19 protein-coding genes and 1 other annotated feature are annotated in these 25,928 nt (G+C 54.5%); all 19 genes read right to left on the reverse strand.

The features are described 5' to 3' along the window. Positions 1-76 precede the first annotated feature (76 nt). The 19 genes from M3G15_RS13150 to M3G15_RS13240 all read right to left on the reverse strand — a co-directional run bounded on the left by M3G15_RS13150 (position 77) and on the right by M3G15_RS13240 (position 25,726). A complete protein-coding gene (locus M3G15_RS13150) occupies positions 77-2,752 on the reverse strand; it encodes a valine--tRNA ligase (protein ID WP_260071174.1) in 2,676 nt (891 codons plus the stop codon). Between the two features lie 151 nt (positions 2,753-2,903). Continuing rightward, positions 2,904-3,166, reverse strand: a binding site (T-box leader). 85 nt (positions 3,167-3,251) lie between these two features. After that, a complete protein-coding gene (locus M3G15_RS13155; protein ID WP_260071175.1) occupies positions 3,252-4,709 on the reverse strand; it encodes a LysM peptidoglycan-binding domain-containing protein in 1,458 nt (485 codons plus the stop codon). Positions 4,710-4,890: 181 nt separating this feature from the next. Further along, the gene (locus M3G15_RS13160; RefSeq protein ID WP_260071176.1) at positions 4,891-5,823 is read right to left on the reverse strand and encodes an RluA family pseudouridine synthase; all 933 of its coding nucleotides are present in this window, start codon (positions 5,821-5,823) and stop codon (positions 4,891-4,893) included. Further along, positions 5,820-7,124: a glutamate-1-semialdehyde 2,1-aminomutase gene (gene hemL, locus M3G15_RS13165; RefSeq protein ID WP_009225160.1), complete on the reverse strand. Its 1,305-nt coding sequence runs from the start codon at positions 7,122-7,124 to the stop codon at positions 5,820-5,822. Before hemL ends, M3G15_RS13160 begins: the two co-directional genes overlap by 4 nt. A gap of 45 nt (positions 7,125-7,169) precedes the next feature. Further along, positions 7,170-8,174, reverse strand: coding sequence for a porphobilinogen synthase (gene hemB / locus M3G15_RS13170; protein ID WP_009225159.1), 1,005 nt, complete (start codon positions 8,172-8,174; stop codon positions 7,170-7,172). A gap of 59 nt (positions 8,175-8,233) precedes the next feature. Then, positions 8,234-9,781 (reverse strand): uroporphyrinogen-III C-methyltransferase, encoded by a 1,548-nt coding sequence (gene cobA / locus M3G15_RS13175; protein WP_260071177.1) that lies wholly within the window; start codon positions 9,779-9,781, stop codon positions 8,234-8,236. Between the two features lie 6 nt (positions 9,782-9,787). Next, complete coding sequence (gene hemC, locus M3G15_RS13180; RefSeq protein ID WP_260071179.1) at positions 9,788-10,750, reverse strand: hydroxymethylbilane synthase; 963 nt, start codon at positions 10,748-10,750, stop codon at positions 9,788-9,790. A 2-nt stretch (positions 10,751-10,752) separates the two neighbouring features. After that, on the reverse strand, positions 10,753-11,379 hold the full coding sequence (locus tag M3G15_RS13185) for a precorrin-2 dehydrogenase/sirohydrochlorin ferrochelatase family protein (protein WP_260071180.1): 627 nt from the start codon (positions 11,377-11,379) through the stop codon (positions 10,753-10,755). 205 nt (positions 11,380-11,584) lie between these two features. Next, positions 11,585-13,030, reverse strand: coding sequence for a glutamyl-tRNA reductase (gene hemA, locus M3G15_RS13190; protein WP_009225155.1), 1,446 nt, complete (start codon positions 13,028-13,030; stop codon positions 11,585-11,587). Positions 13,031-13,233: 203 nt separating this feature from the next. Continuing rightward, complete coding sequence (speD, locus tag M3G15_RS13195; protein WP_009225154.1) at positions 13,234-13,632, reverse strand: adenosylmethionine decarboxylase; 399 nt, start codon at positions 13,630-13,632, stop codon at positions 13,234-13,236. A 318-nt stretch (positions 13,633-13,950) separates the two neighbouring features. Then, positions 13,951-14,535 carry a hypothetical protein gene (locus M3G15_RS13200; protein WP_009225153.1) on the reverse strand — a complete coding sequence of 195 codons (585 nt, stop codon included), beginning with the start codon at positions 14,533-14,535 and terminating at the stop codon, positions 13,951-13,953. Between the two features lie 196 nt (positions 14,536-14,731). After that, positions 14,732-15,376 (reverse strand): ribosome biogenesis GTP-binding protein YihA/YsxC, encoded by a 645-nt coding sequence (gene yihA, locus M3G15_RS13205; protein ID WP_009225152.1) that lies wholly within the window; start codon positions 15,374-15,376, stop codon positions 14,732-14,734. Positions 15,377-15,427: 51 nt separating this feature from the next. Then, positions 15,428-17,764: an endopeptidase La gene (gene lon, locus M3G15_RS13210; RefSeq protein WP_009225151.1), complete on the reverse strand. Its 2,337-nt coding sequence runs from the start codon at positions 17,762-17,764 to the stop codon at positions 15,428-15,430. 149 nt (positions 17,765-17,913) lie between these two features. Continuing rightward, positions 17,914-19,632, reverse strand: a complete 1,719-nt coding sequence (gene lonB / locus M3G15_RS13215; RefSeq protein ID WP_260071181.1) for an ATP-dependent protease LonB — start codon at positions 19,630-19,632, stop codon at positions 17,914-17,916. Positions 19,633-19,804: 172 nt separating this feature from the next. Further along, positions 19,805-20,926, reverse strand: coding sequence for a flavodoxin-dependent (E)-4-hydroxy-3-methylbut-2-enyl-diphosphate synthase (ispG, locus tag M3G15_RS13220; RefSeq protein WP_009225149.1), 1,122 nt, complete (start codon positions 20,924-20,926; stop codon positions 19,805-19,807). Between the two features lie 121 nt (positions 20,927-21,047). After that, positions 21,048-22,304 (reverse strand): ATP-dependent protease ATP-binding subunit ClpX, encoded by a 1,257-nt coding sequence (gene clpX / locus M3G15_RS13225; protein WP_009225148.1) that lies wholly within the window; start codon positions 22,302-22,304, stop codon positions 21,048-21,050. A gap of 12 nt (positions 22,305-22,316) precedes the next feature. Continuing rightward, a complete protein-coding gene (gene clpP / locus M3G15_RS13230; RefSeq protein WP_009225147.1) occupies positions 22,317-22,907 on the reverse strand; it encodes an ATP-dependent Clp endopeptidase proteolytic subunit ClpP in 591 nt (196 codons plus the stop codon). Positions 22,908-23,161: 254 nt separating this feature from the next. Then, positions 23,162-24,583 carry a trigger factor gene (gene tig / locus M3G15_RS13235; RefSeq protein ID WP_009225146.1) on the reverse strand — a complete coding sequence of 474 codons (1,422 nt, stop codon included), beginning with the start codon at positions 24,581-24,583 and terminating at the stop codon, positions 23,162-23,164. Positions 24,584-24,832: 249 nt separating this feature from the next. Then, on the reverse strand, positions 24,833-25,726 hold the full coding sequence (locus tag M3G15_RS13240) for a hypothetical protein (protein WP_009225145.1): 894 nt from the start codon (positions 25,724-25,726) through the stop codon (positions 24,833-24,835). Positions 25,727-25,928: the final 202 nt, after the last annotated feature.

The raw sequence follows: 25,928 nt of genomic DNA on the forward strand, positions 1-25,928 counted from the left end.
GTGTAGTTCAAGAAGTCATCTTCGAAAGCCTTTTCTTCGGTGCTCCAAACCTGACTTCTTGAACTTTTATTTTCAATTAACCTTTCAGCTCCGCAATCCGTGCCAGCACCTTGTCGCGTTTCTCGGAATAATCGGCCATCTTCGCCCGTTCTTCCTCGATGACTTTAGCCGGCGCTTTGGACACAAAGCCCTCGTTGGCCAGCTTCTTCTCAACGCGTTCCACTTCTTTGTTCAGATGGTCGAGTTCCTTCGTCAGCCGCTCGATTTCCTGTCCGATATCAATCAGACCCGACAGCGGCAGGAACAGCTCGGCTCCCGTTACAACAGCGGTCATCGCCTTATCCGGCACGCCGGCGTTCAGCGAAGCCTCGTACTCCGACGTATTGCAGAAACGGCGGATGTAATGCTCGTTGCGGGACAACACTTCCAGCACTTCCGCGCTGCCCGGCTTGATGACGAGCTCGATCTTTTTGCTCATCGGCACATTCACTTCGGCGCGGATATTCCGCACAGCGCGAATGACATCGATCAGCAGATTCATTTCCTGAACAGCGTCCGGTGCTTCCAGCGCAGGGTCGTATTCCGGCCAAGCCGCCAGCGTAATCGTTTCGCCAGAATGCGGCAAATGCTGCCATATTTCCTCGGAAATAAACGGCATAAACGGATGGATCATGCGCAGCGTGCGATCGAGCACATAGGCCAGCACAGATTGGGTTTTCTTCTTAGCCGCAGCATCTTCCCCGTACAGGGACAGCTTGGCGAATTCGATATACCAGTCGCACAGATCGTCCCAGATGAAGTTGTACAGCAATCGACCGGTTTCTCCGAATTCGTAAGCGTCGATCAGGCGGGTAATTTCCTTGGCCGTCTCGTTCATCCGGTGTAAAATCCAGCGATCCGCCGTCGACAGCTCGCCGCTGATATCGATATCCTCGTACTTCACGCCCTCCAGGTTCATCAACGCAAAACGCGAAGCGTTCCAAATCTTGTTGGCGAAGTTGCGGGCTTGCTCAACGCGTTCCCAACGGAAACGCAGGTCTTGCCCCGGCGTGTTGCTGGTGGACAGCATGTAACGCATTGCATCGGCACCGTACTTCTCAATAACTTCAATTGGATCGACGCCGTTGCCCAGCGATTTGGACATTTTGCGCCCTTCACTGTCGCGGACGAGGCCGTGGATCAGGACATCCTTGAACGGAACTTGACCGGTGAATTCCAGCGAAGTGAAGATCATCCGGGCAACCCAGAAGTAAATGATATCGTAACCGGTGGAAAGAACGGACGTTGGGAAATAGCGCTTGAGATCCGCACTATCCTCATCCGGCCAGCCCAGTGTGGAGAACGGCCAAAGTGCAGAGCTAAACCACGTATCCAGCACGTCCTCGTCTTGTCGGATATCGTCGCGTCCCAGCTTGGCCCGTGCTTCTTCCTCACTGCGGGCTACAACCATTTCGCCGGTCTCGTCGCAATACCAGGCCGGAATGCGGTGACCCCACCACAATTGGCGGGAAACACACCAATCGCGTACGTTCTCGATCCAGTTCAAATAAATTTTCTCGAACCGATCCGGTACGAAGTTAACGCCGTTCCCCGATTTTTGCGCTTCAATCGCTTTTTCCGCGAGCGGCTTCATCTTCACGAACCATTGCGTCGACAGATACGGCTCAACCACAACGCCGGTCCGTTCACTATGACCAACCTGATGCACGTGATCCTCGATTTTGATCAGCACGCCCATCTCCTGCAAATCCTTCACGATCTGCTTGCGGCATTCGAAGCGGTCGAGGCCTTGATACTTGCCGGCTTCAGCATTCATCTTGCCGGTCTCGTCCATCACGTTAATTTGCGGCAGGTTATGGCGCAAACCAACTTCGAAGTCATTCGGGTCATGCGCCGGGGTGATTTTTACCGCGCCGCTGCCAAACTCTTTCTCCACGTATTCATCGGCGATAATCGGGATTTCACGGTCAACGATCGGCAGACGAAGCGTTTTGCCGACCAGATGGCGATAACGTTCATCCTCTGGATGAACAGCAACGGCGGTATCGCCGAGCATCGTCTCTGGACGAGTCGTCGCCACGGTGATATAGCCGCTTCCATCGCTCAGCGGATACTGAAGATGGTACAGATGCCCGTTAACTTCTTTATATTCTACCTCGATATCGGAAAGCGCCGTACGCGCCGCCGGATCCCAGTTGATAATGTATTTGCCGCGGTAAATCAAGCCTTTCTCATAAAGCTTCACGAACACTTCGCGAACCGCTTGGGACAAGCCCTCGTCCAATGTAAACCGCTCGCGCGAATAATCGAGCGAAGCGCCCATTTTGGCCCACTGTTCATGAATCGTTTCCGCATACTGGTCCTTCCAGGCCCATACTTGTTCGAGGAACTTCTCGCGGCCCAGGTCGTATCGGGATACGCCTTGCTCTCTAAGCCGCTGCTCCACTCTCGTTTGAGTTGCAATCCCCGCATGGTCCATCCCGGGCAGCCACAACGCGTCATATCCCTGCATTCGCTTGGTCCGGGTCAAAATATCCTGCAGCGTCAAATCCAGCGCATGCCCGATATGCAGCATCCCGGTTACGTTAGGCGGCGGAATCACGATCGTGTAGGGCTTGGCATCCGGCCGTTGTCCGGCTTTAAAGAAGCCGTTCTCCAACCAATAACGGTGCCATTTCTGCTCCGCTGCTTTCGGATCGTACGTCGTCGGCATTTCTACCGACGAAGTTTGTCGATCTTGATTTTCTGTCATCCTATTCAACCTCCGTTACAAATAAGCATAGCCTTGGCGATCCCAAGATAGTCGACTGGCGTCATCAGCTCCACACCGTGTGCATAAGACTTCGGGACGGGCTTTCGCGCCTACTTCATGCTGCCTAAGAAAAAACAAAAAGCCCTTCGTCTCAAAGGACGAAAGGCTTTACTTTCGCGGTACCACCTTTGTTTCGCATCAATGGCATCCGGTTCATTCACCATCCGGTGCAAGAAATGCGACTCTCATGCAGATAACGGCTGCTGCCGGTCCGTTCTAACCCCATATGATATGCTGCTCAAACGGACAACTCCCGGGCGACTTCGGTGAGCTACATGTCCTGCAGAATCTCTCAGCCGTGGATTCCGCTCTCTGAAGGGTACGCTGCCTACTCTTCCCGTTCCAAGTCTTTGCCATAGATCTTATTACTTTAATCTATATTATCATAACTTGGAAAGGAACGGGAGTCAACAATCCGCCTGATTTCACGGGGAGATCCTCACGGAATGTACAAAATTTGCCCTTCATTCACCTGATGCTCGGACAGCCGGTTGTACAGCTGCAGCTCCCGTGGACTCAGGTGGTAGCGTTGGGCGATATCATCCAACGTCTCTTCGCGCTGCACGATCACGAGACGCACTTTGCGGAAGGGGTTTTGATCCTCGTTGCTGATGAACAGGTTCTTCCACCGCAGCTCCTCACCCTCACTTGGGTCTCTGCTGTCGTCCAGACTCGGCTGATCCGATGCTTCCTCCTGCGGTTCTTGAGCGGGCCGGGAAGAAGAGGCAATCAGCTTCGTTAAGCCAAAGCTATCTCGGCCCCCCTCGTCATCCCCTTTTTTGGCACCCAATGCGATCTTCATTTCCTTCTTCTCTTCTGGCTGGGCAGGTGCACCCTGATCGGCTTCAGCCGCCGCATCCGCCTCCAAAACGTCTTCGTTCACCGTATCGTTTGACACTACAGCAACTTCTTCGCCTAGCCCATACGAAACCCGTTCCGGCTCGGCAGCTTCCGCTTCCACGGCTTCACTCGCACGTTCAATCGGCGCGGATTCTGCGAATGGGCGAATTTCCTCCTGAAACGCTGCGTCTACATCCAACTCCTCTGTTTGATCTGCAAAAACCTCTGCGGCAGCGCCAAAGTCCGATTCGGATTCCTTGTCCGCCCAAGGACTAGCTTCCTGGAATGCGGGGACATCCTCTCTCCAGGAGATGGTTTCCTGCGGCTCGTCCGCATTTCGTTTTTGCGCGGCAAGGACATCGTCCGGAAACGCCTGCCACGAAGCGAATTGCGGGATTTGTTGAGGCTCTTCGTCCTGCGGCTCTTGCTTCAGCTCCAGTTCAGGCTCCGGCTCTTCGTTTGCCGTTTCGCGGATTAACGAATTCCAAGAGAACGTCGGCTCCGGCTCTTGGCGAACTTCTTCCGTCAGCAAAGGCGCTGCCGGGATCGGTTCAGGCTCGGTCAGCGCCGAAGCATAATCCGCTGAATCCTCCGTGTTGAAATTCGATTCCGCTTCCGATTCGTCGCCGGGCAGATTCGGTACGACATGGGCCGTCGTAAACTCGCGATCCTTCCATGCATCTTGTTCGGACACTAAGGCGATGGTCTCCACCCCCTGAAGCGACAAGACGCCTGTAATATTCAAGCTGCGCGAACTAAGCAGGTCAACATCGAAATTTTCAATTTCGACCGTGATATCCTCCAACCGGTTTACCCGGCTTAGCGGTATCGTAATTTCTACTGGAATATAGTGTTCCAGCTTCTGCGTTTCTCCTTCTCCCCGATACACCCCCGACAACAGCAAATGGCCGCGCAGCGCGGCATACTCCTCCCCGGGAATCACCTGGACTTTCGGATAGAGCTCGATCTCCTCCAGCTCTTCAATGCCGATCACATCTTCAGAAAGATGTATGCGCTCATAAATATCAAACCTGAGACCATAGGATTGATCAGCCAACTCGTTACCTCCTTTCAGCATATCCAAACCTGATTTAGAAATCGATGAATCTTGATCCAAATCATCCTCGTTTAATCTATATGCTGCAAAAAGGAGTGCATGCCAGCTTTTTGCCGATTGCAGGGTACAGACCAACTCTAAGTAAAAAATAAGCCAGGCTGCCATACGACAGCCCGGCTTGTCAACGAAAGCGATCGCGCAGCTGGATCATGGCCGGCGGCCACGGATCGCCCAGCTCCACCGCTTCTCCGGTGAGCGGGTGCGGGAACACCAGCCGCTCCCCATGCAGCGCTTGATAAGGCAGCCACTTCGTGCTGCCGCCATACAACGCATCCCCTACGAGCGGATGGCCCGCTGCGCTCAGATGGACGCGAATTTGATGCGTGCGGCCGGTCTCCAAGGTCAGCCGAACGAGGCTCACCTCGTGCTTCGGGTATACCTCCATCAGCTCCACATGCGTGATCGCCGGCTTGCCAGTAGGGGACACCCGGCGCCGCTGATTGTGATGGCGGTCCCGGCCGATCGGCTGGTCAATGACCTTAAGCGCGGAACTAACAACGCCCTGTACAAACGCGATGTAAGTCCGTCCGATCTCCTTGCGGCTCATCGCTTCATCCAGCTTTAAATGGGCGTATTCGTTCTTTGCGAACAACACCGGTCCTGACGTATATTCGTCCAGCCGGTGAATATGCGCCGCAGCGATTGGCTGACCCAGGCTGGCGTACCATCCCGCGACGCGGTTGGCAAGCGTGTCCGGCGGAGCCGAGTCCCTACGGGAAGCGCCCCCCTCGTTGCCGTCCGGATGGACTTTTAGCCCTGCCGGCTTGTGCACGACAAGGCAAAAATCATCCTCATATAAAAGCGAAAGCTCTGCCTCAACCGGAGCATATTGCGATGCCCTGGCCGGAAAGGCCAGCAGCCTTAAACGGTCCCCGGCGAGCTTGATGCCGCCTTCGGCCCGCAGCCGGCGCAGCAGCTTAGGAGGAGCCTGCAGCCCCTCCTCCAGCCAAGCCATCGCCGCATCCAGACGGTCCTGCCCATCGCGCGCAGGCAGCTTGCCGGGCATCAGCTCGAGCCATTCCCCGCGCCGCGTCCAGGTTAGCTTGCCGCTCACAGCTTTTGCAGCGCCAAGCGATGCGCTTCGATCGTCAGCTCAATGTCTTCGTCGGTATGCACGCCCGAGACGAACATACCTTCGAACTGCGAAGGCGCCACGTTGATGCCTTGCTCAAGCAACGCCGCGAAGTAACGGCGGAACAAGTCGAGGTCGCTTGTTTTTGCCGTCTCGTAATTGATAACCTTCTCTTCGGTAAAAAACGGACAGATCATCGAGCCCACGCGGTTGATCGTACACGGAATACCTTTTTCCTTGGCGTTGCGCGTAAAGCCTTCCTCCAGCTTCGCCGACAAGCGCTCCAGCCGGTCGTACACCTCTGGAGTAAGCAGCGACAGCGTCGTGTAACCCGCAACCATTGCCAACGGGTTGCCGCTCAGCGTCCCGGCCTGATAAATCGGCCCGCTTGGCGCGATTTGCTCCATGATCTCGCGTTTTCCGCCATACGCTCCAACAGGCAGCCCGCCGCCGATCACCTTGCCGAGGCAAGTCAAATCCGGCGTAACGCCAAAGCGCCCCTGCGCACAATTCAGCCCTACGCGGAAGCCTGTCATGACCTCGTCAAAAATGAGCAAGCTGCCGTATCGCTCGGTAATCCGGCGCAGACCTTCCAGGAATCCCGGCAGCGGCGGCACAACGCCCATGTTCCCGGCTACAGGCTCCACGATAACGCCGGCGATCTCTTCCCCAAACCGCTCAAACGCAAGCTCAACCGAAGCCAAGTCGTTATAAGGTACCGCAATTGTATTAGAGGCAACCCCCTCAGGCACGCCCGGGCTGTCCGGCAGTCCCAGCGTCGCTACGCCGGAGCCTGCTTTAATCAGCAAGCTGTCGGCATGGCCGTGATAGGAGCCTTCGAATTTCATAATTTTGCTGCGGCCCGTGTATCCCCGTGCCAGACGGATCGCACTCATCGTTGCTTCCGTTCCCGAGTTCACCATCCGCACCACATCGATCGACGGCACCCGTTCAGCAACCAGCATGGCCATTTGCGTCTCTAGCAGCGTTGGCGCTCCAAAGCTCGTCCCTTTCGCAGCCGTCTCCTGCAGCGCACGCACCACCTCTGGATGAGCATGGCCCATAATCAGCGGCCCCCAGGAGCCTACATAATCGATAAAACTGTTGCCGTCGATATCATAAATCCGGGAGCCCTCCCCGCGTTCGATATACATCGGCGTCAAGCCAACGGATTTAAATGCCCGCACCGGGCTGTTAACGCCGCCGGGCAAGACCTGCTTCGCTTCTTCGAAAGCCAGGCGCGATCGCTCTTCGCCCCGCCGGCCAATCGTGTCCTTGCTCATCGATCCCCCTCCTTAACTGTTCAAACCCCGTTCTTGGCTCTATGCTTACTGCTTCTCGCGCAGCCAGCGTGCCATATCCTTGGCGAAATACGTGATGATGATATCCGCACCCGCCCGCTTCATGCCTAGCAGCATCTCAGTGACGATGGCCCGCTCGTTGATCCAGCCTTGCTGGGCGGCTGCCTTCACCATCGAATACTCTCCGCTTACGTTGTAAGCGACCAGCGGAAGATCAAATTGATCCCGCAGCATCCGCAAAATATCCATAAAGGCCAAGGCCGGCTTCACCATCAGCATATCCGCGCCTTCCAGCACGTCGGATTCCGCTTCCCTTAGCGCTTCGCGGGCGTTGGCCGGGTCCATCTGATACGTCTTCCGGTCGCCGAACTGCGGCGCCGAGTCCGCCGCTTCACGGAACGGCCCATAAAACGAAGACGCGTATTTGACGGAATATGACATAATCGGCACATGGCTGAAGCCCGCTTCATCCAGTCCCGCACGGATCGCTTGCACAAATCCGTCCATCATGTTGGACGGCGCGATGATGTCGGCGCCTGCTCGCGCTTGGGAGACAGCGGTTTTCACCAGCAGCTCCAGCGACTCGTCGTTCATGACGTCGCCGCAGACATGCCCGTCGCGTTCAAACGTATGTACCATCCCGCAATGGCCATGATCCGTAAATTCGCATAAGCAGGTGTCGGCTACGACCAGCAAATCCGGATACCGCGATTTAATGATCCGCGTCGCTTCCTGTACGATCCCGTCCTCCGCAAAGGCCGAGGTGCCGACGCTGTCCTTCGTTTCCGGAATGCCGAACAGCAGAACCGCCGGAATACCTAGATCCATAATTTCTTTGACTTCCTCTTCCAGCGTGTCCAGCGAAAAATGAAACACGCCGGGCATCGATGAAATCTCATTCTTGACGCCCTTTCCATAAGTTACAAAGATCGGTTGAATCAAGTCGTCCACCGTCAGGACGGTTTCACGCACCATCCCGCGAATCGCAGCCGACTGACGCAGCCGGCGATGTCTTACGATCGGAAAATTCATCTTTGATTCCCTCCTAAGTATGCAACACGGGGTTAAGCCTCCGTGTTAATCAAAAAAAATCACTTCGCCGACGCCGTCCGCGCTTTCCAGTCACATAGCGCCTGAATCAAGCTATCGATCGTTGCTTCTTCCGCAAGAATCGACACCCGCAGGCCTGCATCCTCTGCCGTTTTCGCCGTGACCGGCCCGATGCAGGCGATGTCCACGCCTTGCAGGGCAGCGACCGGATCGGCGACCCCCATGCCGGTGAGCGCGGCCAACAGATTCGTCACCGTTGACGAGCTGGTAAAGGTGACGGCGTGAATACGGCCTTTCTCGAGCAGCTTCAACAGCTCTTCGTCCGTTTCCCCGGCCGGCACTGTCCGGTACATGACTGCCTCGGTGACGGTCAAGCCCTGCTCACGCAAGGCAGCAGGCAACCAAGCTCGGGCAAGGTCGCCGCGCGGCAACAGCACGTGCTGTCCGGGCTTCAACTCGCTGCCGTACGTTTCCATCAGGCCCTCGGCCTGAAACTTGCCCGGCAAGCCCTCCGCCGCAATCCCGCGTTGGCGCAGCGCCGCCTGCGTTGCCGGCCCTACGGCGGCAATTCTCGCTTTATGCAGCCCGCGCACATCTTTCCCCAGTCTCTCCAGGTGCGAGAAGAAATACTCCACGCCATTGACGCTCGTGAAGAATACCCAATCGTACTGCTCTAGCTGATTGAGCGCTTCGTCCGTGCTGGCCAGCTCCCGGCCCTCCGGCATCGCGATGTCGATGACAGGGAACTCGTACGGCTCGCCGCCAAGCTCCTCGATGCCGCGCACCAGCTCGCTTGCTTGCGAGCGCGAACGGGTGATGAGAATCCGCTTGCCGAATAGCGGCAGCGATTCCGCCCACATGAGCTGCTCCCGTTGAGCCACAACTTCGCCGACAACCGTGACGGCCGGCGGCTTAAAGTCAGCTTCGCGTACCTTTTGCTCAATATCGGCCAGCGTCCCGACCAGCGTCTCCTGTTCGGCTCTCGTCCCCCAGCGGATCAGGGCAACCGGCGTTTCGGGCGGCCGACCGTAATGAATCAGCTGTCTGCTGATATGACCAATATTGGCCACGCCCATCATAAACACAAGGGTGCCGGTCGCGTTGGTGATCTTTTCCCAGTCGATAGACTGATCCAGCTTGTCCGGGCTTTCACGCCCCGTAACGATCGACACCGAGGAAGCCATATCCCGGTGAGTGACAGGAATGCCTGCATACGCCGGCACCGAGATGGCCGCCGTAATCCCCGGCACGATTTCGTAAGGAATTCCGTGCTGCCGCAGCAGCTCCGCCTCCTCTCCAACGCGGCCGAAGATCGTCGGGTCCCCGCCTTTTAAGCGAACGACGGTTTTGCCCGCCAGCGCCAAATCAACCAACAGCTGATTGATATGCTCTTGCTTCATCGTGTGACGGTCGGTTCGCTTCCCGACATATATTTTCTCTGCCCCGGGCTTCGTTCTTCGCAGCAGGCTGGGATTGGCCAGACGATCGTAGACGATCACGTCGCCTTTCTCCAGACAATCAAGCCCTTTCAGCGTAATCAATCGCGCATCTCCAGGGCCTGCGCCAACCAGATACACCTTACCAGCCATATTCGTTCACTCCCCGGTTTCTTGTAATAATGCAGCTGCTCCCATCGAGATCAGCCGGCCGGCAAGCTGCTCTCCCAGCTCGGTCGGATCTGTTCCTTCGGCGCTTTCCTTCAGAATCGTCGTTCCGTCCGCCGAACCAACCATCCCCGTCAATCGCAAACGCGGACGGCCGGTTTCGCCGCTTGCGCCTTCTTCCGGCAGCAACGTCGCGTAGGCTCCAATCGGCACCTGGCAGCCGCCATTCAGCACGCCGAGGAAACGGCGCTCCGCAGCCACCGTCACCGCGGTGTCCGGATCATTGTATAAGGACAAGAGCCGGCGCACCTCGTCGTCATCCTCGCGGCATTCGATGCCAAGCGCCCCTTGACCAACGGCGGGCAGACAGACCTCTGCGGGAAGAAATGCCGTAATCCGGTGTTCCCAACCCATGCGGAATAACCCCGCCGCGGCCAAAATGATCGCGTCAAAACCTTCCTCCTCCAGCTTGCGCAATCGGGAATCGATATTGCCGCGAATCGGCTCCAGCACGAAGTCCGGTCGATAAGCGCGCAATTGACTGGCGCGACGTAAGCTGCTGGTCCCTACCTTGGCCCCCTGCGGCAATTCGTCAAGGCTCCGTCCGTTTCTTGAAATAAGCGCATCCCGTGGATCAACCCGCCGCGGCACCGCACCGTTCATCAGTCCGTCCGGCAGCACAGACGGCATGTCCTTCATGCTATGGACCGCCAAATCGATCTCCCCGTTCAGCATCGCCTGCTCGATTTCCTTCACGAACAGCCCTTTGCCGCCAACCTTGGACAACGTCACGTCCAAAATCCGGTCTCCCTTGGTTACGATCTTGCGGATTTCAAAATCAAACGGCAGGTGATGCTCCCGGCAGATCGCTTTTAAATCGTCGATGACCTGTCCCGTCTGTGTCAGCGCCAGCTGGCTTTGTCTCGTACCCACCACTATCGTTCGCTTCGTCATGCTTATTCCTCCGTCTGTTCCTCAATCCAGGCGATCATGGCTGCTTCGCTCCACGGCTCAAAGCTTCCTTCCCGGATCGAGGTCAATATATCGGTCTCGGCCAACCTCCGAAACAGACGCTTCCGTCTTCCGGGATCGTCGATTCGCTCTTTAATGAAAGCCCGCGCCGAGCTTAAAAAGTCAATGTAACGCTCGTAATCCTCGCCAAAGTGTTCATCAATCTCGCGGATCAGCTCCCGCGCGGCCGTTGGTCCCGCCCCCGAGGTGGAGACGGCAACGACCAGCCCCCCGCGGCGCAGAACGCCGGGCGTAATCATGCTGCCTCGCGTCCCTTCGCCCGCGTCATTCATCGGGATGCCCTCCGCCTCCGCTTCGGCGGCCACAGCGGCGTTGACCTCCGGCCGATCGGTCGCGGCAAAAGCGAGGAACGCCCCGGCCAAATCCCCTTGTTGATACTCCCGTTGGATCCATACGACTTGCTCCCGCTCCTGATGGAGCCGCTGCAGACCTTCCGTTACGTTGGGACTAATCACCACCGTTACCGCTCCAGCCTCTGCCAGCATCGTCGCCTTCCGTTCGGCAACCGGTCCGCCGCCAATAATGACGCAGCGACGGCCTGCCAAATTCAATAGGACGGGCACATAATAAGGTATGGCGCATCCCTCCTACTTCAACTGATTAATAGCATACCCTACCCTGCCGCAATTTTCCATGTTCATCCCTTCAAAAAAAGCCCTTCCCCCTCCGCTTCAGCGTCGAATCAGCCATCGATTCGGGTGCATCCGGCAGAGGGCTCAGGGCGTTCTCGCGGTGTAGAATATCCAGTTATCCAGATTATACAGACACCTTCGCCAGCGGCAACGAAGGCTCAGGCTCGAAGGAGACCTGGTTTGGGAGCCCATCTTCGAGCTCCGGCAACCCTTCGGACGCCCGGGACGCTAACATTTCTTGCGCTTCCCGTGAGGCGGAGATCTCCTTGCCGGATGCGGAAGGTGCATCGCTTTGTGCTTCCAGACGATCCTCCAGCGCAAAAATCTGCGTAAACATCTCCAGCGCTTTCGTGCCTTGACTTTCGCCAGCCATCTCCTTGATCCGGTTAATCGGATCATGCAGCACTTGATTTAAAATGCTCTTGGTGAGGCGACGAATCACTTTGCGTTGCCGTTCATCCAGCTCCGGCAGCTTATTAAAGAGACTGTCCAACGTATTCTCGTGAATATCGGAAGCCTTCTCCTGCAGCGCGCGAATGACCGGCTTCACGCCCAGCGTCTGCAGCCATGTTCCGAAGGCGGCGATTTCGTCCTCGATCATGGCTTCGATCTTAACCGCTTCTGCGCGGCGCATCTCCATGTTGCTCTCTACGATGCCTTCGAGATCATCGATGTCATACAGGAATACCTGATCCAGCTCGCCGATGGCCGGCTCGATGTCCCGCGGCACCGCGATATCGATCATAAACAACGGGCGATCCATCCGCCCCTTCATGCTGCGGGCGACCTGTGCCGAAGTGATTACATACCCTTCCGCACCGGTCGAGCTGATCAGAATATCCACCTCTTCCAGCCGTTCCATCGCTTCCTGCATGGTGCATGGCACACCGTGAAATTTCGCGGCAAGCTCCTGGGCCCGGGCAAATGTCCGGTTGGCTACCAGCACTTCTTCCGCACCGGCACCGCTCAAGTGCTTGGCCGTCAACTCGCTCATCTTGCCGGCACCAAGGATCAGCACGCGTTTGCCTTCAAAGCTGCCAAAAATCCGCTTGCCCAGCTCCACGGCAGCATAGCTGATCGAAACAGCGCTCTCCCCGATGGCGGTTTCGGAATGGGCTCGTTTGCCCAGCGTGACCGCTTGTTTAAACAACATATTAAACCATGTTCCGGTGCATTTCTCGCTTTGCGAGAGCAAGAACGCATTTTTGACCTGGCCGAGAATTTGGGTTTCCCCCAGCACCATCGAATCCAGACCGCACGCAACGCGGAACAGATGACGAATCGCTTGTTCGTCTTCATATATATATAAATGGCGGGTAAATTCTTCGCGAGGAACCCCAAACCAGCGTTCCATAAAGCTGCGAACGAAGGACCCGCACATGTGCAGTTGATCAACTACGGCATAGATTTCTGTACGATTGCAGGTGGCAATAATTACGCCTTCCAATACACTCTTGGTACGTAAGAGCTCCTGCAGCGCTTGCGGCATGTCCGTATCTGTTAAAGAAAAGCGTTCCCTGACTTCCACAGGCGCCGTGCGATAGTTTAACCCAACTACGACGATGTGCATTGCAAGTTCACCTGCCTTGAAGAAGTGTCAATAGCATGTATCGCAAACAAACTATGTTAATTATATCACAGTAGCCTTCGGCTCCCCTGGGATTTCTATGAGTTTTTTATGAATTATTTATGAATTTCATTCATTCAAAACAAATAACCATGGATGACCCATGGTTAAGCTTTTTTCCAATTTTTTAGAAAATCTATCCTCGCTTAAACAAATTCAGCGCGATTCGAATCCGCTTCGGCTACTTCCAGCTCGCCTAAGCCCCGAATCAGCTTCTTCGCATACGTTTTCTCCGGATTCAAGACGGACACCAGGTAATCGATCGCCAGCTGCGGATCTACAAATTCCCCGCAGGTGTAGCAATCAATAGCAGCAAACCCTCTCTCAGGATACGTGTGAATCGAGAGGTGGCTTTCCGACAACATCACAAGCACGGTGGCTCCTTGCGGTTCAAACTGTCTGGATTGAATCGACAAAATGGTCGCTCCGCAAGCTTCCGCCGCTTCCACCAAGTGGGCTTCCAACAACCCGGCGTTGTTCAGCACCTCATAGTCGATTCCCCAAGCATCAACCGCAACGTGTCTTCCGAAAGTTGAATATTCCATCTTCCGGCTCCCCCTTCCTAGGAATAAAATGTTTGAAAAAATTTCATCCGCTAGGACCTACGTCATTCACTTCTCGAGGGAAACATCTCTCGCAACATCTCCATGTCCTGAGTGAATCCTGGTTCCTATATTCTTTTCAACGAGATTAAAAATAACATCTCTTGCGGACAAATGCAACCTATTTTTTCGGCAAAATCCCTGCATCCGTTCGCGGTTCATGAATAAAAAACTACCCTGTAATAGGGTAGTTATCATTAGTACATTATGTTGTCGCCCTCTCTCTGGTGACACCCGTTTAGGGGACTGAACTATTTTAGTTTATGCCTCTAGGACAAACAGTCTTCGCGAGCATTGACGCAGCTCATTGTCGATGCGTTCCACATCCGCTTCATCCGCGACAAACCGCTGGTCAAGCAGCGAATTAATGTTTTTGCGGATCCGGGCGATTTCCAGCTCAATATCGTTATTCCGGTAAATTTGCTGCAGCTCCGCCGCCGCATCCTTGTATTCGAACACAAGCTTGTAGGATTCCCGAGAATACTCGACGATTTTGCGAACCCGGCCTTCCTGATAATAATACATCATCATGAATCCGTTATAAATTCGGGTGACCATGCCGGAGCCTTTAAAGGCGGCGAACAACAGTCTCATCACGTTCGTTAAATGGGGTTTTTCCAAGCGGAAAGACATTTCGCAGACATAATAACCGTCAACACGTTCAAATGGAAGATGCACTTCCTCACCGCCGTCATCCTCCAGTACGACCTCTTGCCCGCCGTTGTCCAACACTTTGACCCGCTGGCGCACATGGGGATCGTAGACTTTGTGAATAAACTGCGACATCTGAACTTCCGTTAAACGCATACTGGCATTGACATACTCTGTGGCTAACCGCTGAGCCATACAAATCTCCTCAATTCTTAATCGCTTTATTATAATTATACACTACGATTCCAACCGTACGCTCAGCGGCCAAAACGTGAATTCTTGCCATTTTCCAGAAAAAACGGCATTAAGCCGTTTTTAACCTGAACAATTTCGCTGCATGCTCACTTTCCTGCGGAAACTGCTCCAAATCCCTTTCGTATTTACCGAATTCTTAGCTCTTCCCATTTTCTGTATCGGAGGCTTCCGGGCTTTTAGCCTCGGTTTCTTCCGCCAGCCCCGCATACCGCTTGATTTGCGCCCACAGCTCATCTTTGCCAATCCCCTCTTCCGCCGAGAACAGGATCAACGGATCCCCGGCCCGCAGTACCAGCGCTTCCTTGATAATTTTCAGGTGCTTCTGCCAGCGCGATTTCGGCACCTTGTCGGCTTTGGTGGCAACGACGCACACCGGAAGCTCGTACGCCTTCAGCCAGTCGTACATCAGCTCGTCGTCCTTGGTCGGCGGATGGCGCAGATCGATGATCTGCAGCACCAGCTTCAGCGTCTCCCGCTCCTGCAGGTACTTCTCGATCATTTTGCCCCAGACCTCGCGCTGCGACTTGGATACTTTGGCATACCCATAGCCTGGCACGTCCACAAAGTAGAGCCGGTCATTCACCCGGTAATAGTTCAGATGCTGCGTTTTTCCGGGGGTTGAGCTGGTGCGCGCTAAGTTTTTGCGGTTAATCATCCGATTGATCAGCGACGATTTGCCCACATTGGAACGCCCTGCCAGAGCGATCTCCGGCAAGGCGTCCTCAGGATATTGATTGGGGCCAACAGCGCTGATGATAAATTCAGCCTTGGTTACCTTCATCGTTCATTTCCTCTCTTGAGCGATGACGCACCTTTGCGCCACGCTTACATGCTAGTGCATCCCTGGACGCTCTACGAGCGCATGCTCGAGCACCTGGTCCATATGTGACACCGGTACGAACTCCAGGTCCTCCTTAACGCTGTCCGGAATGTCGCGCAGATCGCGCTCATTGTCCTTCGGCATCAGGACTTTACGGTAGCCCGCCCGATGCGCGGCAAGCGATTTCTCCTTCAAGCCGCCGATCGGCAGCACGCGTCCGCGCAGCGTAATTTCGCCAGTCATGGCGACGTCCTTGGAGACGTGTCGGTTCGTCAACGCCGAGATCAGCGCAGTAGCGATCGTAATGCCCGCCGACGGACCGTCCTTCGGAATCGCCCCTTCGGGAATATGGATATGAATATCGTTCTTCTCGTGAAAATCGAGCGGAATCCCCAGCTCCGCCGCCTTGGAGCGGGTGTAGCTGAAGGCAGCTTGCGCCGATTCCTTCATCACGTCGCCCAGCTTACCGGTTAGCGTCAGCTTCCCGGATCCCGGTACGACGGTCACCTCGATGACCAACGTCTCCCCGCCGACCTCCGTCCAGGCTAGTCCCGTTACCGTGCCGATTTGATCTTCCAGCTCGGCCACCCCATAGCGGAATTTCGCTGGGCCAAGGAAATCCTTGACATTGTCCGTTGTGATGATAATTTTCTCCTTATTCTCGGACACGATCTGCTTCGCCGCTTTACGGCATAAGGCAGCCACTTGCTGCTCCAGATTCCGCACGCCGGATTCGCGGGTATATTCGCGGACCACTTGCAGCAGCACATCTTCGCCAACCTCTAGCTGCTCCGGCTCCAGTCCATGCTCGCGTTTTTGCTTAGGCAGCAAGTAACGGTTGGCAATCTGCAGCTTCTCCAGCTCCGTGTAGCCCGGAATAAACAACGTCTCCATCCGGTCAAGCAACGGCCGCGGAATGTTATGTACCGCATTGGCAGTCGTAATGAACATCACGTTGGATAGATCAAACGGAACCTCGATAAAATGATCGGAAAAAGTGTTGTTTTGCTCCGGATCCAACACCTCAAGCAGCGCCGCGGAAGGATCGCCGCGGAAGTCCGAAGCCATCTTGTCGATCTCGTCCAGCAAGAATACCGGATTCAGCGTTCCTGCCGTTTTCATGCCTTGGATAATTCGTCCCGGCATTGCGCCGACATAGGTGCGGCGGTGTCCCCGAATCTCTGCTTCGTCCCGCACGCCGCCCAGCGAAATGCGGACGAACTGACGCCCTAGCGAACGGGCGATGGAGCGGGCCAGCGACGTTTTCCCGACCCCTGGCGGGCCGACCAGGCACAGGATCGGGCCTTTCAGCTTCTTGACCAGCTTCTGCACAGCCAAGTATTCCAGAACCCGTTCCTTCGGCTTATCGAGGCCGTAATGGTCTTCGTTCAGCACTTGCTCCGCTTTGGCCAAGTCGAGGTCGTCTTCGGTCTTGTTGTTCCACGGCAGGCTAAGCAGCCAATCCACGTAGTTGCGGATGACGCCGCCTTCCGCCGAGCTGGCCGGCATTTTCTCCAGGCGGTCGATTTCCTTCTCGACCTTCTCCCGGACGTTCTCCGGCAGCCCTTTCTCTTCGAGCTGGGCCCGCAGCTCTTCGGCTTCGCCGGCCCGCCCTTCCTTCTCGCCGAGCTCCTTCTGGATCGCCTTCATCTGCTCGCGCAAATAGTATTCCTTCTGCGTTTTCTCCATCTGCTTCTTGACGCGTTGGTTGATTTTGCGCTCCAGCTCCAGCACTTCGCGCTCGTTATTTAAGATGTCGAGCAGCTTCTCCAGCCGCTTGCGGACATCGATTGTTTCGAGGATTTCTTGTTTATCCTTGATTTTCAAGGACAAATGGCTGGTGATTACGTCCGCCAAACGACCAGCTTCTTCAATGTCTGATACGGCTGCCAGCGTCTCCGGCGTGACCTTCTTAGATAAGTTGATATAATGTTCGAATTGGGTTAACACCGTACGCATTAGTGCGTCCACTTCCGGATCCACCGTTTCTTCCTCCGGACGCTCTTCGGCGATAACCTCATAATATTCGTCATTATCCAAATATTCGATAATTTCAGCGCGTTCCATGCCTTCCACCAGCACACGAATGGTGCCGTTGGGAAGCTTCAACATCTGGCGCACCTTTGCGACGGTGCCGATGCGAAAGATATCTTCTTGGGTTGGTTCTTCTATGTTCACTTCCGATTGAGAACAGAGGAGAATCAGATTATCTTCGACCATAGCTTTTTCCAGCGCTTTCACCGACTTCTCTCGTCCCACGTCCAAGTGCAGTACCATGCTTGGATAGACGAGCAGACCGCGCAGCGGCAGCAGCGGAAATCGCCGGCCTTTGGATTTATGGGGTCCCATCGCTTATGCACCTCCAAACGTTCTCTGTAGATTTCATTGCTATTTTAGCAAATGTTACATAAAAACACCAACGAGGAGCGACCGCCTCAAGCAGCCGCTCCCCGGAATGTGTATGAGCATGACGCATAGGTAACCTCTGCTGGCCCGGCTTACATCGCTCCGCCTTGCGAAGGTGACTCTGCGTGCAGAAAAGGCGCGGGAGCTGTTGCCGGAGCAAACAGGTCGCCGCCGATCGGCAACTCCAGATTCTTCTCGGCCTCGGGACCAAAGACGTGGCGGAACACTTCACCTAACGTCTCGACAGGGATTACCCGCAGGCCTTCCAAGCCTTCAAACAACGATTGCCAGTTGTCCTTCGGAATCAGCACCGTCGTGGCGCCAGCCTGGAATGCCGCCTCCACCTTCGCCACGACGCCGCCAACCGGCTTCACCTTGCCGTGAATCCCCAGTTCGCCGGTCATGGCGATCTGATTGTTCACTGGCACCTGCTTGATCGCCGAGGCGATCGCAGTCGCGATGGCTAACCCGGCAGAAGGACCGTCGATCGGGGTTCCCCCCGGGAAGTTGATATGAAGGTGATAGCTCGGCGGATTCAGCCCGATCCGCTGCAGGACAGTCAGGACATTTTCCACCGAGCCTCTGGCCATGCTCTTGCGGCGCAGCGTGCGGCTGCCTCCGCCGATTTCCTCTTCGTCTACGACACCGGTGATGTTGTAGGTGCCTTTACCCTTTTCAGCAGGAACCGCCGTAGCTTCAATTTCCAGCAATGTGCCCATGTTTGCCCCGTACACGGCCAGGCCATTGACGACACCAACTGCAGGCTGATCCGGTACTTTGCGATCCGGTCGCGGCGCCAGTTGACTGCTCGTGGCCACCCATTCCAAGTCCGATGCCAGCAGTTGGTCGCGCTTCTCGGTGAGGGCCAGACCGGCAGCGAGTTGCACCATATTAACGGCTTCGCGGCCGTTCGTCGCATATTTCTTAATCACTTCAATCGCTTCCGGACAAGGCTGGAAGCCAATTCGCTTCACCGCATCCTCTGCAATTTGGGCGATTTCCTCCGGCAGCAGCGGCCGGAAATAAATCTCCATGCACCGCGAGCGTAAAGCGGCCGGGATCTCCTGCGGCGAGCGGGTTGTCGCGCCAACCAAGCGGAAATCCGCAGGCAAGCCATTTTGGAAAATATCGTGGATATACGCCGGCGTATTGGAGTCTTCGGAGTTATAATACGCACTCTCCAGAAACACCTTGCGATCCTCTAAAACCTTCAAAAGTTTATTCATTTGAATCGAATGCAATTCGCCGATCTCATCGATAAACAAAATCCCGCCATGCGCCTTCGTCACGGCACCGGGCTTCGGCTGCGGAATGCCGGCAACCCCCATCGCCCCCGCCCCTTGGTAGATCGGATCATGCACCGAACCGATCAGCGGGTCAGCGATGCCGCGCTCGTCGAAGCGGGCGATCGTTGCATCAATTTCAACAAATTTGGCATCGGATTTAAAGGGAGATATCGGATTTTTCTTCGCTTCCTCCATCACAACGCGTGCTGCCGCCGTTTTTCCTACGCCCGGCGGACCGTAAATGATCACATGCTGCGGGTTGGCGCTGCAAAGCGCCGCTTTCAGCGCACGCAAACCGTCCTTTTGCCCAACGATGTCGTTCATCGAGGCCGGACGGGTACGCTCCGCAAGCGGCTTGGTGAGCGAGACGGCCCTTAGCTTGCGCAATTTCTCCATTTCCTTGCGCGATTCCCGGTCTACCGCCAGCCGGTTGCCTTTTTGACTGCGCAGCTGATTCCAGAAATAAAGCCCAATCACGACGGCAAAAAACATTTGGACCGCCATCAGGATAACATTTAGATCCATACGCGTTACGCCTCCCACTCTTATACTGATACTTGGTAGTATAGCCTTTTCGCTCCAAGGTAAAACAAGGATTTTTCAAGTTGGGATATTCTAAGGGATAGTTCGTGTTGAAGCGGGCAACAAAAAAACGCAGCCTGCATTCAAGCAGACTGCGGTACGGATTTATATTCAATCAAGACTTCACGCGGGCCCGGTGCTCCTTGCGTCCCGGAATTTCTCCGGTCGCTTCGTACACCTCCACGATATGGTCAATTTCTTTCTTTAATTCGCTTAGCAGCTCGGCTTCCGGAACCTTCCGGATCATTTCCCCGTAACGGAACAGCAACCCTTCCCCGCGAGCTCCGGCGATCCCGATGTCGGCTTCGCGCGCTTCGCCCGGGCCGTTGACGGCACAACCGAGCACGGATACCTTAATCGGCACCTTCAGGTTGGCGATATACGCCTCCACCTCGTTGGCGATGGAGAACAGGTCAATATCCAGCCGGCCGCAGGTCGGGCAGGAGACAAGCGTCGCTGCATTGGTAATCAACCCAAACGTCTTCAACAGCTCGCGCGCCACCTTCACTTCCTCTACCGGATCCGCACTCAGCGAAATCCGGACCGTCGAGCCGATCCCCATCGACAAGAGGGCGCCGATACCAGCTGCACTCTTCACCGTGCCGGAGAACAAGGTTCCAGCTTCCGTAATGCCCAAATGCAGCGGGTATGGAATGACCTCTGCCGCTTTGGTATAGGCCGCAATGGCCATCGGCACGTCCGAGGCCTTCAGCGACACGATAATGTCATGGAAGTCCAGATCCTCCAAAATCCCGATATGGTACAAGGCGCTTTCGACCATCGCTTCGGGAGTTGGGTAGCCGTATTTCTCCAATAAGTGGTTCTCCAGCGAACCGGCGTTCACGCCGATCCGAATCGGAATGCCGCGTTCCTTGCACGCTTTGACCACCGCTTCAACCTTTTCGCGGCGGCCGATATTCCCCGGATTAATCCGGACCTTATCGATGCCGTTTTCGATCGCCAGCAGCGCCAGCTTGTAGTTAAAGTGAATGTCAGCGACCAGCGGGATATGAATCCGTTTCTTGATCTCCTTGATCGCCGCAGCCGCTTCCTCGTTATTCACCGTCACGCGTACCAGTTGGCAACCTGCTTCCTCCAACCGGAGAATCTCGGCTACCGTTGCCTCGACATCTGCCGTTTTCGTCGTACACATGCTTTGGATGATGACTTCGTTGCTGCCGCCGATCGTCAGATTTCCGACTTTAACCGGCCGCGTATCTTGTCTCAAGAATGTCATGTCTGGTCTCTCCCATAACGATCAAAGCTCCACCCCCGCGGGCGCGCCCAGATATAGGGCACGACAACCGCAAAGGTGGAGAACCTTGACCTTTATTTTAGCGCACCCGGCGGTTCCCCGCTTACGCGCTTTCTTCTTGTTTCTTGTTTGGCTTGGAAGCCAATTCCGGCACCGTTTTCTCCAGAACGACCTTCTCGGTGATCACGCAATCCGTAATATCGTCGCGGGAAGGCACTTCGTACATCACGTCAAGCATAATGCCCTCAATGATGGCGCGAAGTCCGCGGGCTCCGGTATTCCGCTTGATCGCTTCCCGAGCGATCGCTTCTAGCGCCTTCGGTTCGAACTGCAGGTTCACGTTGTCCAGCTCAAGCAGCTTCTGATATTGCTTCACCAAAGCGTTCTTCGGCTCGGACAAAATGCGCACCAGCGTCTTCTCATCCAGCGGCTCGAGGGTCGAGATGACCGGCAGACGGCCAACGAATTCCGGAATCAATCCGAATTTCAGCAAGTCCTCCGGCAATACCATCGACAGGTATTCGCCCGGTTTGAGTTCTTTTTGCCCGTCATTCGCCGCGTTAAAGCCAATAACCTTCTTACCGATCCGACGCTTGATCATTTGCTCCAGGCCGTCAAACGCCCCGCCACAGATGAACAAAATGTTCGTCGTATCGATTTGGATAAATTCTTGATGCGGATGTTTGCGTCCGCCTTGCGGAGGAACGGAAGCCACCGTACCTTCCAAAATTTTCAACAGCGCTTGCTGCACACCTTCGCCGGAAACGTCGCGGGTAATCGAAGGATTCTCCGATTTACGCGCCACTTTATCGATCTCGTCGATGTAAATGATGCCGCGTTCCGCTTTTTCCACGTCATAATCGGCAGCCTGAATCAGTTTCAGCAGAATGTTTTCCACGTCTTCACCGACATAGCCGGCTTCCGTCAAGGAAGTGGCATCGGCGATCGCGAATGGAACGTTCAGGATTTTGGCCATCGTTTGGGCAAGGAGTGTTTTCCCCGAACCTGTAGGGCCTAGCAGCAGGATGTTACTCTTCTGCAGCTCAACATCCTCGATCTTGTTCTGCGTATTAATCCGCTTGTAGTGGTTGTAAACGGCAACGGACAGCGATTTCTTCGCTTGCTCCTGACCAATGACGTACTGGTCCAAAATATCGCGGATTTCCTTTGGCTTCGGAATTTCCTTCAGATCCAGCTCTTCCTCGTGGCCAAGTTCCTCCTCCACGATTTCCGTGCACAGCTCAATGCATTCGTCGCATATATAAACGCCGGGTCCGGCAACAAGCTTGCGTACTTGCTCTTGCGATTTGCCGCAGAACGAGCATTTTAGTTGGCCTTTTTCATCGTTAAACTTAAACATGTAAACACCCCTTTATAGATTAGTGGGCTTGGAGATCACCTGATCGATAATCCCGTAGGCCTTAGCCTCTTCCGCGCTCATGAAGAAGTCGCGGTCTGTATCGCGCTCGATTTTTTCAAGGGGTTGACCCGTCCGCTCTACATAGATCTGATTCAGCTTTTGTCTTGTCTTGATGATCCAATCGGCATGAATTTTAATATCCGTTGCCTGACCGCGAACGCCGCCAAGCGGTTGGTGAATCATCACTTCGCTGTTCGGAAGCGCATAACGTTTGCCAGGGGCCCCTGCTGTCAGCAGCAATGATCCCATGCTGGCCGCCATCCCGACACAGATGGTGGACACATCGGGCTTGATATATTGCATCGTATCATATATACCCATCCCCGCGGTAACGGAACCCCCCGGAGAATTGATGTACAGGTGAATATCTTTCTCAGGATCTTCAGCTGCCAAGAACAACAGTTGGGCAATCACGAGATTGGCAACTTCATCATCAATTGCGTTGCTGAGAAAAATAATGCGATCTTTAAGGAGTCTCGAATAGATGTCGTACGACCGTTCTCCTCGATTCGTTTGTTCTACGACCATAGGTACCAGACTCATGCGACCAACCTCTTTTCCTTTTCAATTTCCCTTGCGCTTACGTAAAACATTCTATCATGTTCGAAGCCCCGTGTCATTTTTCGCCCAGTACAGTTTATGTTCGTTTTTACACATTATATAACCTTAGGCTTGTCCCGTGCGCGATGGAAATAAATGTATCATCTGGAGATGAAAAATTAAGGCACGCATTTTATCATACGTGCCCTAACTTTTATCGTGATGTATACAAAGAAGCGGGATCTGGCTGGAGTGAATTATTCCTCGCCTTGGGCTTCTTCGGCTTCAGTTTTGTCAGCGTCTGCTTTCGCTTCGGCTTTGGTCGACTTCTTCGTCGATTTCTTAGCAGCCGGTTTAGCTTCTTTGGACTTTGCCTCCGCTTGCTCAGCCGGAACTTCCTTGCTGTTCTCCAGCAAGAACTGGATCGTCTTGCGGATCAGGATTTCCTCATTCAAGCTGCCCAAAGAACCGTTAGCTGCCAAAATGTTGCGGATTTCTTCCGGCGTACGTTTGTAAGCTTCCGCCATATCGTTCAGCTCTTTGTTGATTTCGTCTTGAGTGACTTCGATCTTCTCGGCTTTAGCGATGGCTTCAAGCACCAGGTTGTTGCGAACGCGTTTCTCAGCGTCCCCTTGCATTTGTCCTCTGAGGTCGTCCACCGTTTGACCGGAGAAGCCCAGGAACATATCCAGGTTCATGCCTTGTGCGCGAAGACGGTTGTCGAAGTCGCGAATCATGTTCTCAACTTCGCCTTTGATCATCGCTTCCGGAATTTCGACTTCAGCGTTCTCGCCGACTTTATCAACAATTGCCCCTTCGCGGGCTGCTTTTGCTTCTTGCTCTTTGCGAGCCGCAAGCTGTTTCTTCAAATCTTCTTTGAACTCGTCCAACGTGTCAAATTCGCTAACGTCTTTCGCGAACTCGTCGTCCAGTTCAGGCAGTTGTTTGCGTTTGATTTCGTGAACTTTGACTTTGAACACAGCTTCTTTGCCAGCCAGCTCTTCTGCATGGTACGTTTCCGGGAAAGTTACCGTAACGTCCTTGAAGTCGCCGGTAGCCAAGCCTACAACTTGATCCTCGAAGCCAGGGATAAACGTGTTGCTTCCAAGCTCCAGGGAATAACGTTCAGCTTTGCCGCCTTCGAAAGGCACGCCGTCTACGGAACCGTCAAAGTCGATAACAACGGTGTCGCCGTTCTTAGCCGGCTCATCGTCGATGACAACAAGCTCAGCATGGCGTTGTTGCAGACGCTCCAATTCATTGTTCAGCTCTTCGTCGCTGACTTCAACGTTAATGGCAGGAACTTCTACGCCTTTGTAGTCGCCAAGCTTCACTTCTGGTTTAACCGTGATTCTTGCTTTGAACTTGAAAGGTTGTCCTTTAGCAAATTGCTCGATGTCCACTTCAGGACGATCTACCGGGAAAATGTCCGTTTGATCAACCGCTTCAGTGTACACTTCAGGCAACAGGATATCGATTGCATCTTGATACAAGCTTTCCACGCCAAAACGTGCTTCGAAAATCGGCCGAGGCACTTTACCTTTGCGGAAACCAGGTACGTTTACTTTCTTAACAACCTTTTGGAAAGCTTTATCCAGTGCGGCGGCTACGCGTTCCGCCTCCACCTCAACCTCGAGTACACCGAGGTTCTTCTCTATTTTTTCCCAAGTTGCTTTCATTTTATGCTTTCCCCTCCAAATTTCACATATACTTTAAATACTGAAACCGAATCGCGACTAAAACAGCTATTTTCAAGGTGTCTTGCTCTTGGGTTCCAGTATAGCTGTCTCTATGAACACGATCAGAATAACCATTATATTATAAACAACAATACATCTTTTTACAAGAGCCGGACCACAGTCAGGTATTGGGCAAATCCTATTTGCAAGGTTGATAGAGTGATCTTCTGCTGCACTCTCACCCAATGGTTACATGCCGTGGATTCGTCCCGACGCAACGAATTTGCCAATCGTTCGGCAGACTTGCTCATATCGCAGCCGCAGTCCATCGGTAATTCCGTACATGGCGCGAATCTCCTCATCCGTTTGGCTTCCGGACAAGCTATCTGCCACCATCTGATGCAGCGCCGCCGCCCAAATATCGATGATCGCATCTTCTTCGACCAGGAGCGAGCGGTAATCCGCCGTACCATATAGTACCATGACAAACTGTGACCATAATTCCTGAGCGAAATAGTAAAGGGTCGGATCATGCACCTGCGTCTGGTCGCCTACGCGATCAAGCACCATTTGCACGGCTGGCGGGAAATCCTCAGGCTTGAGCGGGACTGCCTCAATCTCCACTTCCACCCGCTCCCCTCCGCGCATGATCACCAGCGTCCCCGTCGTTCCGCGGCGGCGCAGCGTTTGCAGTACCCGATATTGAAGAAGCGGATGCATCTCCTCCCGGCTGATCCAGCCGATCAGCGCGTCATCGATCTCGGGACGATCCAGGTATGCAAGCTGTTCCAGGGCAAGGAACGTCTGCTCCGAGAGCGGCTTGTCCCTCACGGCAGCTAACAGCTTGTCCGTATAACCCGCATCTTCGGCTAGCTTGGCCTCCGCGAGCCGACGAGCGAGCATTTCCTCTGTTTCCTCATCTCCCTCGAAGCCCTGTGGTTCCGAATCCGATATGCCGTCTTTCAGCGCGGGAAATGCGCTGGTCAGCCACTCCAGTAAAGCCTGCCATTCCTCGTAATGCCTTGGATCCTCTCCCTGGCATTGAAGCAGAAATTGCAGGAGCTCTACGGCCTCCCCATATCTTTCGGTCTCCAGCATACGGGTCAGTTCGATCTGGTAATAGTCCAACGTTTTGGGAAACAAGACAATGTTGTCTTTCTCATCGGGTCGTGAACTGCTGATAAGGCTACCTCCTTTCTCCTCCGAATCGCAATTAATTGAGATTATAGCATAGTCCCTTGCGAAGGCAAAAACCTCTTGGGCCAAATCGTCGGATTAGAACGCGGATCAGATCGCGGCGATCGCCCTTTTCATCTGCGGCATGTCAATTTTTCTTTATAAGTTA

This window comes from Paenibacillus sp. p3-SID1389 (assembly GCF_025151705.1).
Lineage (GTDB): Bacteria > Bacillota > Bacilli > Paenibacillales > Paenibacillaceae > Fontibacillus > Fontibacillus phoenicis.